General features: G+C 46.9%; 13 protein-coding genes. All 13 read left to right on the top strand.

Going from position 1 to position 14,699, the window contains the following annotated elements; translation table 11 throughout:
• Positions 1–2: 2 nt before the first annotated feature.
• Positions 3–1,439 (top strand): glycogen synthase GlgA, encoded by a 1,437-nt coding sequence (gene glgA / locus ABUA31_RS13125; protein ID WP_015534807.1) that lies wholly within the window; start codon positions 3–5, stop codon positions 1,437–1,439.
• 94 nt (positions 1,440–1,533) lie between these two features.
• Positions 1,534–3,279 (top strand): Rqc2 family fibronectin-binding protein, encoded by a 1,746-nt coding sequence (locus ABUA31_RS13130; RefSeq protein ID WP_117549458.1) that lies wholly within the window; start codon positions 1,534–1,536, stop codon positions 3,277–3,279.
• Between the two features lie 95 nt (positions 3,280–3,374).
• Entirely contained in the window at positions 3,375–4,253 is an 879-nt protein-coding gene (locus ABUA31_RS13135) for a YicC/YloC family endoribonuclease (protein ID WP_022216788.1), read from the top strand.
• 27 nt (positions 4,254–4,280) lie between these two features.
• The gene (gene gmk / locus ABUA31_RS13140) at positions 4,281–4,919 is read left to right on the top strand and encodes a guanylate kinase (RefSeq protein ID WP_015534810.1); all 639 of its coding nucleotides are present in this window, start codon (positions 4,281–4,283) and stop codon (positions 4,917–4,919) included.
• Between the two features lie 77 nt (positions 4,920–4,996).
• Positions 4,997–5,236: a DNA-directed RNA polymerase subunit omega gene (gene rpoZ, locus ABUA31_RS13145; RefSeq protein ID WP_015534811.1), complete on the top strand. Its 240-nt coding sequence runs from the start codon at positions 4,997–4,999 to the stop codon at positions 5,234–5,236.
• A 137-nt stretch (positions 5,237–5,373) separates the two neighbouring features.
• A complete protein-coding gene (locus tag ABUA31_RS13150; protein ID WP_070097445.1) occupies positions 5,374–6,927 on the top strand; it encodes a UDP-N-acetylmuramoyl-L-alanyl-D-glutamate--2,6-diaminopimelate ligase in 1,554 nt (517 codons plus the stop codon).
• Complete coding sequence (gene priA / locus ABUA31_RS13155; RefSeq protein ID WP_349818303.1) at positions 6,896–9,154, top strand: replication restart helicase PriA; 2,259 nt, start codon at positions 6,896–6,898, stop codon at positions 9,152–9,154. Before ABUA31_RS13150 ends, priA begins: the two co-directional genes overlap by 32 nt.
• A 20-nt stretch (positions 9,155–9,174) precedes the next feature.
• Positions 9,175–9,642 (top strand): peptide deformylase, encoded by a 468-nt coding sequence (gene def / locus ABUA31_RS13160; RefSeq protein ID WP_015534815.1) that lies wholly within the window; start codon positions 9,175–9,177, stop codon positions 9,640–9,642.
• A 34-nt stretch (positions 9,643–9,676) separates the two neighbouring features.
• Complete coding sequence (gene fmt, locus ABUA31_RS13165; protein ID WP_022216784.1) at positions 9,677–10,603, top strand: methionyl-tRNA formyltransferase; 927 nt, start codon at positions 9,677–9,679, stop codon at positions 10,601–10,603.
• 35 nt (positions 10,604–10,638) lie between these two features.
• Positions 10,639–11,976, top strand: coding sequence for a 16S rRNA (cytosine(967)-C(5))-methyltransferase RsmB (rsmB, locus tag ABUA31_RS13170; protein ID WP_349818304.1), 1,338 nt, complete (start codon positions 10,639–10,641; stop codon positions 11,974–11,976).
• Between the two features lie 30 nt (positions 11,977–12,006).
• Positions 12,007–13,083 (top strand): dual-specificity RNA methyltransferase RlmN, encoded by a 1,077-nt coding sequence (rlmN, locus tag ABUA31_RS13175; RefSeq protein WP_015534818.1) that lies wholly within the window; start codon positions 12,007–12,009, stop codon positions 13,081–13,083.
• Positions 13,084–13,166: 83 nt separating this feature from the next.
• Entirely contained in the window at positions 13,167–13,901 is a 735-nt protein-coding gene (locus ABUA31_RS13180) for a Stp1/IreP family PP2C-type Ser/Thr phosphatase (protein WP_015534819.1), read from the top strand.
• A 6-nt stretch (positions 13,902–13,907) separates the two neighbouring features.
• Positions 13,908–14,699, top strand: a 792-nt coding sequence (locus ABUA31_RS13185) for a protein kinase domain-containing protein (RefSeq protein WP_349824059.1), incomplete at its 3' end; no start/stop codon positions are given.

The following is a 14,699-nucleotide window of genomic DNA, read 5'->3' on the forward strand; positions in this document are numbered from 1 at the left end:
TGATGAAGAAGGTTGCATATATAGCATCAGAGTGTGTGCCATTTATAAAGACGGGTGGTCTTGCGGATGTAGTTGGAACACTGCCAAAGATATTTGATAAGAACGAGTATGATGTGAGAGTCATCATGCCGAATTATCTCTGTATTCCGAACAAGTACAGGGAGAAGATGCAGTATATAACGCATTTTTATATGGACATCGGTTACAAGAATGATTATGTTGGCGTTATGTATCTGGAGTATGAGGGTGTCAAGGTATATTTCATAGATAACGAGTATTACTTTAACGGATTTACACCTTATGGTGATGTAAAGTGGGATATCGAGAAGTTCTGTTATTTCTCAAAGGCAGCGCTTTCGATCCTTCCATCGATCGGTTTCCAGCCGGATATACTTCACTGTCATGACTGGCAGGCAGGACTTGTGCCTGTATATCTCAAGACTCTGTTTGCAGGAGATATGTTCTATACAAGCATGAAGTCTGTTATGACTATTCATAATCTCCAGTTCCAGGGCAAGTGGGATATAAAGACCATTCAGGAGTATTCAGGACTCCCTGATTATGTATTTACACCGGACAAGCTGGAGATCCAGAAGGATGCTTCCATGCTTAAGGGCGGACTTGTATATGCAGATAAGATAACAACGGTAAGTAACACATATGCCAAGGAGATACAGACTCCATATTATGGAGAGGGACTTGACGGGCTCTTAAGTGCCAGATGGCAGTCACTCTGGGGCATTGTCAACGGTATAGATTACGAGGTATGGAATCCTGCAACAGATCCACAGGTATATAAGAACTACAGCGTGGATAACTTCAGACAGCTCAAGAAGATCAACAAGATCGAACTGCAGAAGGAATGTGGACTTCCTCAGGATGAGAATCAGTTTGTAATAGGAATCATATCCAGACTCACAGACCAGAAGGGTCTTGATCTGGTTGACAGGATCATGAACGATATATGCTGTGACGGAGTACAGTTCATCGTCCTCGGAACCGGTGACGGCAAGTACGAGAACATGTTCAAGTATTATCAGGGAATACATCCTGCAAAGGTATCAGCGAACATCTATTATTCAGATGAGAGATCTCATAAGATGTATGCAGGCTGCGATGTGATGCTCGTGCCTTCAAGATTTGAGCCATGTGGACTCACACAGCTCATGGCACTCAGATATGGCACAGTTCCAGTAGTAAGAGAGACAGGTGGTCTTGCAGATACTGTTGAGGCTTATAATCAGTTCGAGGGTACAGGAACAGGATTCTCATTTGCTAATTATGATGCATATGAGCTCCTCAATGCCATAAACTATGCAAAGGAAGTGTACTATAACAACAAAGAGGCATGGTATGGAATCCAGGAGCGTGGCATGAGACAGGATTACTCATGGTATAACTCGGCGAATATATATAAGGATCTCTACAATTCACTGTAGGATCAGGATAGCAGTAATGTGGTAGTAGATATGGAAGAGGCAGAGAATGAATTTGCATTTTCTGCCTTTTTTCAGGGATATAGGAGAGACAGATATGGCGTTTGACGGAATAGTGATATCCAATGTGGTAAGAGACATGAAGGAGAAACTCATCGACGGAAGGATATATAAGATATATCAGCCGGAGAAGGACGAGCTCAACATAGTAATAAAGAATAACAGGGAGAATTACAGGTTGCTCATGTCTGCGGATGCAAGCCTCCCGCTTATATACTTTCAGCAGTCCGCCAAGGAGAATCCTATGACAGCGCCGAATTTCTGTATGCTCCTCAGGAAGCATATCAACAACGGAAGGATAGTTGATGTGTATCAGCCGGGCTTTGAGAGAATAGTTGTCATGGTCATCGAGCATCTGGACGAGCTTGGAGATCTAAAGAGAAAGAAACTCATCATAGAGATCATGGGTAAGCACAGCAATATCATATTTGCCACGGATGAGAATGTCATCATCGACAGCATAAAGCATATATCCCATATGGTGAGCTCAGTGAGGGAGGTTCTTCCGGGCAGGACTTATGAGTATCCTCCGGCGGGAGGAAAGGTATCCCCGCTTGAGATAGAGCGCGGGGACTTCATAGAGCGTGTGAGCTCGAGCCCTACGAATATCATAAAGGCGATATACCAGAACATAACCGGATTTTCACCGGTTGTGGCGAGTGAGATAACCTACAGGGCAGGACTTGACGGCAACATGCCTGTGGACAGCATGAGCGAGGCGGATGTCGCAAGGCTTTATGATGAATTTGCCGGGATAGTATCTGATATAAGGAACGGGAACTATACTCCTGAGATCATACTGGACGGTTACACTCCAGTGGAGTTCTCGTCGGTGCATCTGTCGATGTACAGCGACAAGACCATAGAATCAAGGGATGACATTTCAAAGGTGCTTGATGAGTATTTCTACAGAAAGAGTGCGGTCACAAGGATAAGACAGAAGTCATCGGATCTCAGAAAGATCGTCTCGAATGCCATTGAGAGAACGAGCAAGAAGTACGACCTGCAGCTCGCTCAGTTAAAGGACACTGAATCCAGGGAAAAGTACCGTGTGTACGGAGAACTGATCAACACATATGGTTACAATATAGAACAGGGAGCGGACAGTTTTGAGGCTCTCAACTACTATACTAACGAGATGATAAAGATCCCGCTTGACAAGACCATATCTGTTATGGACAACTCCAAGAGATATTTTGCGAGATACAACAAGCTCAAGAGGACTTATGAGGCACTTACACAGCTCACTGTCGAGACGAAGAGTGAGCTGGAGCATCTTCAGTCGGTGCAGACGTTCCTTGATATGGCGATAGATGAGAATTCACTGGCACAGGTCAAGGAGGAGCTCGTAGCCTGCGGATATGTAAAGGGACATTACGGACGCAAGGGCGACAGGAAAAAGGCAAAGTCAAAACCGCTGCACTACATATCCAGCGATGGATTTCATATGTATGTGGGCAAGAATAATATCCAGAACGATGAGCTCACATTTAAATTCGCAAATGGTGGGGATATGTGGTTCCATGCTAAGAAGATGCCGGGTTCCCATGTCATCGTGAGACTTGAGGGTGCGGGAGAACTTCCTGATTCTACATATGAGGAGGCGGCAAGACTTGCAGCGTATTATTCGTCTGGAAGGACGGCACCGAAGGTGGAGATAGACTATACCGAGCGCAGAAATATCAAAAAGCCTGCGGGGGCAAAGCCTGGATTTGTAATATATCATACGAATTACTCGATGATTGCAGAGCCGAGGATTGCGGGAATAGAGGAAGTACAATAAATAATTTGATTTTTAAACAGGTGTGAAGTATAATATATTATCTGTTATCAGGTAATTGAAAACAACATATAACCTGGGAATATTAGGAGACAGATATGGTAAAAAGCATGACAGGATTTGGCCGCAGCGAGAGGGTGACTGATGCATACAAGATAGTTGTAGAGATGAAGTCAGTCAATCACAGATTCTGCGACATCAATATAAAGCTCCCGAAGAAGATAAGCTTCTTTGAGACAAACATAAGAACATATCTCAAAAAATATATTGAGAGAGGAAAGGTTGACGTGTTCATCACATACGAGGATTTCTCGGATGACAATGTCAAGCTGAAGTACAACAAGGACGTTGCCGAGAAGTACATGGGATATTTCGAGGAGATGTCCAAGGATTTTGGAATTGAGAACAGCATAACACCTGCACAGCTTGGAGGCTTCCCTGACGTGTTCACGGTTGAGGAGCAGGCGGTCGACCAGGATGAGCTGTGGAAGATAATAGAGACATCCCTTGACGAGGCTGCGAAGATGTTCGTGCAGTCGAGGATAACAGAGGGAGAGAACCTTAAGAAGGACATGATCGACAAGCTTGACGGAATGAGAGCTGCCGTTGATTATATAGAGGAGATATCACCTGAACTTGTGGAGGAGTATAGACGCAAGCTCACGGACAAGATCACAGAGGTTCTTGACAATCCTGTTATAGATGAGAACAGGATCGCCACAGAGGTCGTTATATATGCGGACAAGATATGTGTGGACGAGGAGACTGTAAGGCTTAAGAGCCATATCAGCAGCACGAAGAAGATTCTGGAGGATGGCGGAAGCGTCGGCAGGAAGCTGGACTTCATCGCACAGGAGATGAACAGAGAGGCGAACACGATACTTTCAAAGGCCAATTCACTTGATGTGTCAGACAAGGCGATACAGCTCAAGACTGACATAGAGAAGGTCAGAGAGCAGATACAGAATCTGGAATAGAGTACATAATTTTTAGAGGTAATGATGATGGCAGATAAGAATACAAAGCGTGGATCGCTCATAGTCATATCCGGTTTTTCAGGAGTTGGAAAGGGCACAGTTGTCAAGAGACTTGTGTCGGATTTTGGATATAACCTTTCAGTGTCGGCGACGACAAGATCACCGAGAGAGGGTGAGGTCGATGGAAGAGAGTATTATTTCATGGATCGCAAGGATTTTGAGAATCTCATTGACTACGGCGGATTTATCGAGTGGACACAGTATGTAGAGAATTATTATGGAACTCCAAAGAAGTATGTTGAGGAGAAGCTTGCTGATGGCAAGGACGTCATACTCGAGATAGAGGTCATGGGCGCACTCAATGTCAAGAAGCAGTTCCCTGATGCGCTTCTCATATTTATATCAGCTCCAAGCATAAGCGAGCTTAAGAGCAGACTGGCAGGAAGAGGAACAGAGTCGGAGGAGACCATAATCAAGAGACTCCGAAAGGCCACAGAGGAAGCTGAGGACATGGACAAGTACGACTACATCATAGTCAACGATGATCTGGACGAGTGTATACACACCGTGGATTCAGTCATCAGAAGCTATGGCTGCAGAAGAGATAATCAGCTTGGATATATAGCCGGAATAAAAGAAGAGCTTGCAGAGATAAAGAAACTCTGATAAATTAGACTGGATAACAGTGGACAGCAGTTTAGAAGAATATTTCAATAATCATATAAGAAAGGGGATATAATATCATGTTACATCCATCATACACAGACTTAATGTCAGTAGTAAATGCAGAGGTTGAGCCAGGTGAGCAGCCTGTAGTAAACAGCAGATATTCAATCGTTCTTGCAACAGCAAAGAGAGCAAGAGAGATCATTGATGGTCAGGAGCCTATGGTGGCAGCAGACCCAAAGAAGAAGCCATTATCCATCGCTGTAGATGAAGTTTACCATGGAAAGGTAAAGATCGTCGGAGCAGACGAGGATTAACAGACCGGAATATATAGCGGTAAGTGAGAAGAATGGAGGTTGGAGCTTTTAGCACAGCCTCCTATTTTTCTGATACACAACTGTGCCGGATGTGGCATATTCTAAATAAACAGGAATATGTCGACGGGAGGTGTATCATGAGGGCGTCAGATGTTCTAAAAGGCACGGTCTATGAGATCCTGGCAGGGGACATTGACTGTCAGATTACGGATCTGGCAGATGATTCCAGAGATGTCACACAGGGAACTCTTTTTGTGTGCCGGAGAGGTGCGAGAACAGATGGACATCGCTATATAGATGATGCCGTGGCAAGGGGCGCAGCGTGTATAGTCATGACAGATGATATCGGCATACCTGCGGAGCGGTCAGCCGGACGCTGGGGGGATACCGATGGTGTACTGATCGTGAGACTGTATGACTATCGCCACGGTATAGGAATGATATGTAATAATTTCTGGAATTTTCCGTCACGAAGTATGAAGGTTATAGGTGTGACCGGGACAAAGGGAAAGACCACGGTCGCATGTATGATAAAGTCTATGCTGGACAGATGGGGGCGTAGAACCGGTCTTGTGGGAACCATAGAGATCGATGACTGTATTCGGAAGATACCATCTGTGAACACCACTCCGGGAACGATATATCTCCATCGCAAGCTTGCAGACATGGTGGCAAATGGTGCGGAATACTGCGTCATGGAGGTATCGTCACAGGGGCTTATGCACAGCCGTGTGTCGGGGGTAGAATTTGATATATGCGTATATACAAATCTTGCTCCGGATCACATTGGGCGGAATGAACACCGCACATTTGCCGAGTATGGGAGATGGAAGAGAAGCCTGTTCTCAAAGTGTAAGACTGCGGTGATAAATGCAGATGACATGTATTCTGGGTGTATTGCTGCCGAGGCTGTGAATGCAGGGGCTGAAGTGGTATATTATGGTGTGAGGAATCACACTGCAGCCGGGGATGGTAATGTGTGTATGGCGGGAGCAATACACAGGCTCATTCTCCATAGAGTTATGGGGATAGGCTATGAGTGTGAGAGAACGGACGGGGAGAGCACTTACATGACTGTTGGCATACCGGGAGAGTTCAATGTGTACAATTCTCTTGCTGCGGTAACCACTTGCGGGATCATCGGGATACCGATGGAGGTAATGCAGGATTCGCAGTCGGATATGAAGGTGAGGGGCAGACTCGAGCCGGTGGAGATTCCGGGATACGCAAGGATATTCATCGATTATGCCCACAATGCCGTGAGCCTGGAAAATGTACTGACCACCCTCAGACAGTACAGGCCGAAGAGGCTTATATGTCTGTTCGGATGCGGCGGCAACAGATCAGCCGGGCGCAGAAAAGGCATGGGATTTGTGTCGGGCAGGCTGGCGGATATGACGGTCATAACAAGTGATAACCCGAGGTTTGAATCCCCGGAGGCGATAATGACGGATATTGAGACCGGGGTTCTCGAGGGCGGAGGAGAATATGTAAAGATATGCAGCCGTCTGGATGCTATAAGATACGCTCTGGAGATTTCGGACAGGGATGATATAGTCCTTCTGGCCGGCAAAGGCCATGAGACATATCAGGATATAGAGGGACGCAGGACACAAATGGACGAGAGAGAAATGATACGGCAGATATTGGAGGAGAAAAATGCGGGGATTGTACGCAGATGTGATAATTGATATATCCCATGAGGCGATAGACAGAACATTTCAATATGCTATTCCTGACGATATTGCCGGCAGGATACAGATAGGAAGTCAGGTCAACATTCCATTTGGCAAGGGAAATAATCTGAGAAAAGGCTATGTCATAGGGATATCGGATTCCACGGAATATGATGAGAGCAGGATAAAGTCTATAGATTCTCTGTGCGAGGACGGCGTGGCAGCTCCGGGAAGGCTCCTTGCCCTTGCGGCGTGGATAAAGGAGAACTACGGCTCCACCATGATAAATGCCATCCAGACGGTGATGCCGGTGAAAAAAACGGTTAAGTCCGTGGTGGTCAGATATATTGTCCTTTCATGCGAGGATGTGGACACATGGGAATACAGATATATGAAGAAGAATGCCAGGGCAAAGCTCAGGCTCCTCCGCGAGCTTATGGTGAGACATGAGCTCACAATGACGGAGGCCACCGGGACTTTGAATGTGTCATATCAGGCGGTTAAGGCCATGGAGGACGAAGGTGTCGTTCGTATCGTTGAGGACAGCAGATACCGGGATGTGGTGTCTGACGCGGTGAGGCAGCAGGCATTTGAGGCTCCTGATATAGAGCTTAACAGTGACCAGCAGAGGATAGTCGATGATTTCGTAAGTGATGCAGATCAGGGTATACACAGGACATATCTTCTTCATGGCGTGACGGGAAGCGGCAAGACTGAGGTGTATGTGAGGTGTATCCGTGAAGTCGTCCGCGCGGGCAGACAGGCGATCGTGCTGATACCTGAGATAGCACTCACGTATCAGACACTGACATATTTCTCCAGATACTTTGGTGACCGTGTGACCATGGTCAACTCAAAGCTCAGCAGCGGGGAGAAGTATGATCAGTTTGAGCGCGCAAGGAAGGGCGATGTGGATGTGGTGATAGGCCCGAGGTCTGCGCTGTTTACCCCATTTGAGAAGCTGGGACTTATAATAATAGATGAGGAGCATGAGAGCAGCTATAAGAGTGACAGCCCGCCAAAATATCACGCAAGGGAGACTGCCATAGAACGTGCAAGGCTTGAGGGGGCGAGTGTCATACTCGGTTCCGCAACTCCTTCTGTGGAGAGCTACAAGCGTGCACTGGCGGGTGAGTACAGGCTGTGGACCATGGACAGCCGTGTTGAGGGCAGAGCCATGGCAGAGACAAGCATAGTAGATCTCAGGGATGAACTCCACCGGGGCAACAGATCCATAATAAGCGACGAGCTTGCAAATGATATAGCGGACAGGCTCAGCAAGCGGGAACAGATCATGCTGTTCATCAACAAGCGGGGATATAACAGCTTTGTATCCTGCAGGAGCTGCGGAGAGGCAGTGAAATGCCCGCACTGTGACGTGTCCATGGCACTGCACTCTGGAAATAATACACAGAAGGGCGTGCTTGTGTGCCACTACTGCGGATTCAGAATGCCGGAGCCGGACAAATGTCCGGCGTGCGGTTCAAAGCTCATAGGAGGCTATGGAGTCGGAACCGAGAAGGTCGAGCAGGAGGTACACAGGTTGTTCCCGGAGGCCAGGACCTTAAGGATGGACAGGGATACGACCTCGAAGAAGAATTCTCATGAGCAGATACTTGAGAGCTTCGGAAGAGGCGATGCGGACATACTCATAGGAACCCAGATGATAGTCAAGGGACATGACTTTTCCAGAGTGACACTTGTGGGTGTGCTGCTGGCGGATCTCACACTGTTCAGCGGAGACTACAGAGCCGGTGAGAGGACATTTGACCTGCTGACCCAGGCTGCGGGAAGAGCCGGAAGAGGTGATGTGCCCGGAAAGGTTGTGATACAGACCTACAAGCCGGACAACTACGTCATAACTGCGGCAGCGTCCCAGGATTACAGGGCATTCTACGATATCGAGGAGGCGTACAGATCACTCATGAGGTATCCGCCGGAGTGGAATATGATGGTCATAATGGGCACGGGCATGGACGAAGAACAGCTTGCCAATATAATGGATAGGATGTATTCTCTTATAAGGGGAAAATATATAAATGCAGGACATCTGTCTGTGATCGGTCCTTCGGAACCGGCCATATCAAAGATAAAGGATGTGTACAGGCGGGTGTTGTATATAAAACACCGGGATTACAGGATGCTGGTGGATGTCAAGGATTATGTCGAGGAATGGCTTAAGGAGAACGGAGAGAACGATGTGAGTGTATTCTTTGACCTGAATCCGGTAAATATGTATTAGTGAAAAGGAGATTTGTGGACATGGCGATAAGAAATATAAGATATGACGGAGATGACATACTCAGAAAGGTGTGCAGACCGGTTGAGAAGATGGATGACAGAACACTTACACTCATAGATGACATGTTTGATACCATGTATGAGGCAAATGGAGTTGGACTTGCCGCACCTCAGGTTGGAATCCTCAAGAGGATAGTTGTTATCGATGTCGGCGATGACAATCCACTCTGTCTTATAAATCCTGTGATAACAGAATCAGACGGAGAGCAGACAGGTGAGGAGGGATGCCTCAGCCTTCCTGGAAAATTTGGAACAGTTACAAGACCTATGCATGTAATATGCAAGGCATTTGACGAGAATATGGAGGAGTTTACAGTCGAGGGAGAGGGACTTCTGGCGAGAGCTATCTGCCACGAGCTTGATCATCTTGACGGAAAGCTCTACAAGGATCTTGTCGAGGATGGCCTTCACGAGGTAGAGCAGAATTAAGAGATACTTAACCTATAACAAGGAGGACATGCAGATGAGAGTTATATATATGGGAACCCCTGATTTTGCCGTGCACGCACTTGTATCCATAGTGGAAGCGGGACATGACGTTGTGGCATGCTTTACGCAGCCGGACAAGGCAAAGGGAAGGAGCAAAAAGCTTCAACCGACACCGGTGAAGGTACAGGCAATGGAATATGATATTCCGGTATATCAGCCGGTGAAGCTCCGTGAGCAGGAGAACGTGGACATCATCAGAGAGTATGCACCTGATGTGATAGTTGTGGCAGCATATGGCCAGATACTTCCTGAGAGCATACTCAATATTCCGAAGTACGGATGTGTCAATATCCATGCATCGCTGCTCCCGAAGTACCGCGGTGCGGCGCCTATCGAGTGGGCGATCATTGACGGCGAGAAGGAGACCGGAGTCACCACCATGTACATGGCAAAGGGACTTGATACCGGAGATATGATAGAACATTCGATTGTGTCTATCGGTGACGATGACACTGGAGAGACATTGACGGACAAGCTTGCGGCAAGCGGTGCGCAGCTTATACTGTCAACCCTTGAAAAGCTTGAGAATGGAACTGCGGTCCGGACACCTCAGGATGACAGCCTGAGCTGTTACGCTTCCATGTTGAACAAGGGTATGGGAGATATAGATTTCAGTGAGCCGGCAGAGAAGATAGAGAGACTTGTGAGAGGCCTTCAGCCATGGCCTTGTGCATACACAAGGATAGGCGGCAAGAATGTCAAGATATATGGGGCAAAGGTAGTGAGTCGTGAGGATGGCATTGCACCGGGTGAGATAACCATGGTGACCAAGAAGACATTTGCCATAGCGTGTGGACAGGATGCACTCCAGATAACAAGATTGCAGCCTGAGGGCAAGAAGCCTATGGATGCGGCGGCGTTCCTTGCGGGCAATAAACTCACAGCCGGAGAGCACATCTGATCAAATATATCTGATGAAGAATGGACAGAGGTAGAATGGATACAAAGACTCGAGAGGTGGTTCTGACCACATTACTGGACATAGAGAAAAATCATACATTTTCAAATATAGCACTTGGAACGGCACTCCGCGCCAACCAGTTCATGAGCAAACAGGACAGGGCGTACATCACGAGAATGGTCGAGGGAGTCACAGAGCAGAGGATAAAGCTGGACTACATAATAAACCAGTTCTCCAAAACAAAGGTGAACAAGTGCAAGCCGCTCATAAGATGCGTCCTCAGGATGGGAACTTACGAGCTGTTCTTTATGGACTCTGTTCCGGATTCGGCTGCCTGCAACCTGTCGGTGAAGCTGGCGGTGGATCATGGATTTGGAAGCCTCAGAGGCTTTGTCAACGGAGTGCTCAGAAATATCGCAAGAAATAGGGATGGTATAAAATACCCTGATAAGAACACATCACCTTTGGAATACTATTCGGTTGAATATTCAGTTCCTGTGGAGCTTGTGGAGATACTGCTGCAGGACTATGACAGCGAAACGGTGGACAGGATACTCGGAAGCAGCTACGAAATGCGTCCGACATCCATAAGGGTGAATACAGACAGGATAAGCGTTGATGAAGTCGAGAGGAAGCTGGAGACCGCTGGAATAGAGACAGTGCGAGGAAGCCTGAATGACACATCACTTCTTATAAAGGGATATGATTATGTCAGAAGGATCCCAGGATTCATGGATGGAGAATTTGTTGTACAGGATCAGAGTTCGTGTCTGGCTGTAAGGGCAGCAGGTATACAGAATGGAGATCTGGTGGTGGATGTGTGTGCAGCACCGGGCGGCAAAACCATGTATGCCGCAAGTCTTGCGGGACAGACAGGAAGGGTTATCTCAAGGGATCTCACCGAGAACAAGACGGAGCTCATAGAGGAGAACGTGGACAGACTTGGACTGACAAATGTCACTGTCGAGGCATGGGATGCGAGAGACCTTGATGAGAACCTTGTCGGAAAGGCTGATGTGGTAATAGCAGACCTTCCGTGTTCGGGACTTGGCATAATGGGCAGGAAGAACGATATCAAGTACAATGTGACAGGTGACAGCATAGACGAGCTGGCACAGCTTCAAAGGGATATTCTTGACACTGTATCCAGATATGTGAAAACGGGTGGAACACTGGTGTATTCGACATGTACTATAGACAGCAGGGAGAATCAGAACAATGTTAAGTGGTTTGTGGAAAATCATGATTTTGAGACTGTGAGTATAGATGAGATCGTACCGGGGCACGGCGGCGATAAAGGATATGTAACTCTGTTACAGGGGGTAGATGAGTGTGATGGATTTTTCATATCGAAGTTCGTGCGTACAAAATAGATAGAACATGTATAAAAGATTGGACAGAGTATGGAAGTAAAGGATAGAGAAGATAAGGATATTAGACAGCCGGATCTGAAATCAATGAATATGGAAGAACTCAGGAACTGGGTCACCGGTGCTGGTCAGCCGGCATTCAGGGCGAAGCAGATATATCAGTGGTTTCATGTGAAGCTTGCGGACGGAACGGAGGAGATGACCAATCTGCCGAAAAGCCTCAGAGAGAAGATGGATGAATATGGAATATATGGTGTGAGCGTTGTCACCAGACTCATTTCAGAGGATGACGGCACAAATAAATTCCTGTTCAGACTCCATGATGGGAATGTCATAGAGAGCGTGCTCATGAAGTACAAGCATGGCAATTCCGTGTGCATATCATCCCAGGTGGGCTGCCGTATGGGCTGCAGGTTCTGTGCATCGACCATAGGCGGGCTGGTGAGGAATCTCACAGCGTCTGAGATGCTGTCACAGATATACAGCATCCAGAAGATAACAGGTGAGCGTGTGTCAAATGTGGTCGTGATGGGAACGGGAGAGCCGCTGGATAACTTTGACAATCTTGTCAGGTTCATAGAGATGCTGACGGACGAGAATGGACTGAACATAAGCCAGAGAAATGTCACAGTGTCGAGCTGCGGTTTAGTGCCTGAGATAAAGAGGCTTGCGGATATGGGGCTTTCCATTACATTTGCATTGTCGCTTCACGCGCCAAATGACGAGGACAGAAGGGCACTCATGCCGATAGCCAACAGATACAGCATTGCAGAGGTTCTGGACGCCTGTGATTATTACTTTGACAGGACGGGCAGGAGGATAACATTTGAGTATTCTCTTGTAAAAGGGCAGAATGACAGCCCTGAGAAGGCATGCGAGCTGGCGCGTCTCATAAGGGGAAGAAACTGCCATGTGAACCTCATTCCCGTAAATCCGATCAAGGAGAGGGATTACGAGAGGGCGGATAACAGCGCCATTGAGAATTTCAAAAATATTCTGGAAAGAAACCAGATAACAGCTACGGTGCGAAGAAGCATGGGGCGTGACATAGACGCAGCGTGCGGACAGCTCCGCCGTAAATATGAGGAGGAGAACAAGACGGATAAATAGTTCGTCTTGTTCTTTTTTATGTGTTGTGCTAAAATAGGCAAGGTGGCGTATCAGATAATATTTTAGGCTGATGGAGAGAATATATGAAATCATTTGGAATAACAGATGTTGGAAAAAAGCGTTCCATGAATCAGGACAGCATATTTTATACAGATGAGCCAATAGGGGCTATCAGCAATCTGTACATAGTTGCGGATGGCATGGGCGGTCATAAGGCCGGGGACGTTGCATCCAGAACGGCGATTGAAGCCGCAGTTGAATATATAAGTGAAAGCGAGATAAGCAATCCTGTATCGCTGCTCAAGAGGGCGATAATATATGCCAATGACAAGGTGTATAAGCTTGCGCTCAGCAATCCGGAGGATTACGCAGGTATGGGAACGACATTTGTAGCTGCAGTGATCGATGATGGAATCATGTATGTCGCGAATATAGGTGACAGCAGATTATATATAGTTAACAATGAGATAAGACAGGTCACACTTGATCACTCATTGGTTGAGGAGCTGATAAGGAATGGTCAGCTCGACAGGAATAAGGGACGGAATCATCCAGAGAAGAACATTATAACCCGAGCACTTGGAATAGGTGATGATGTGGTTCCGGATTTCTTTGAAGTAGAACTTTCAGCGGATGATAAGATCCTTCTATGTTCTGATGGTTTGTCGAACATGATAGAGGACGACGAGATTCGGGACATTGTATCAGAGTCGGATGATCTTAAGACAGTCGGTGAGAAGCTGGTGGAGAGAGCGAATTACTACGGCGGCAAGGACAATATATCTGCCGTTGTAGCTGCGATAGATTGGGAGGAATAAATTGGTATGTTAAATCCGGGAACGATGCTCAGCGGTCGTTATGAGATCATAGAATTGGTTGGATCTGGCGGTATGTCAGAGGTATATAAGGCAAAATGTCATGTGTTAAACAGATATGTTGCCATAAAGGTGCTTAAGCCTGAGTTCAGCTCAGACGTTAATTTTGTTACAAAGTTCAGGATAGAGGCCCAGTCTGCGGCGGGGCTGTCACATCCTAATATTGTGAATGTATACGATGTCGGTGAGGACAACGGAATATATTATATAGTAATGGAGCTTGTGGAGGGAACCACCCTCAAGGAATATATACAGGCCCACGGTAGAATAGAGCCTATGCAGGCGATTGATTTTGCCATACAGATAGCCCAGGGACTTCAGGCAGCCCATGAGCATCACACGATACACAGAGATATAAAGCCTCAGAACATCATCATGTCGAACAACGGCACGCTGAAGGTTACTGATTTCGGAATCGCAAGAGCCGCATCGTCAAGCACGACCACGACAAATGCGATGGGCAGTGTTCACTACATATCACCGGAGCAGGCAAGGGGCGGATTCTCAGATGAGAGAAGTGATATTTATTCACTCGGTATCACCATGTATGAGATGCTCACAGGACATGTTCCATTTGAAGGCGAGAACAATGTGGCTATAGCGCTGATGCACATTCAGGGCGAGATGGTATCACCTAGGGAGTATTACCCGGATATACCTACAAGCCTTGAGAAGATCATAAGAAAGTGTACACAGAAGAAGCCGGAGAGACGATATCTCACAGCAAATGCGCTTATAGCT

It is taken from the genome of Coprococcus sp. RTP31081st1_H1_RTP31081_211007, from assembly GCF_040227275.1.
GTDB lineage: Bacteria > Bacillota > Clostridia > Lachnospirales > Lachnospiraceae > Coprococcus > Coprococcus aceti.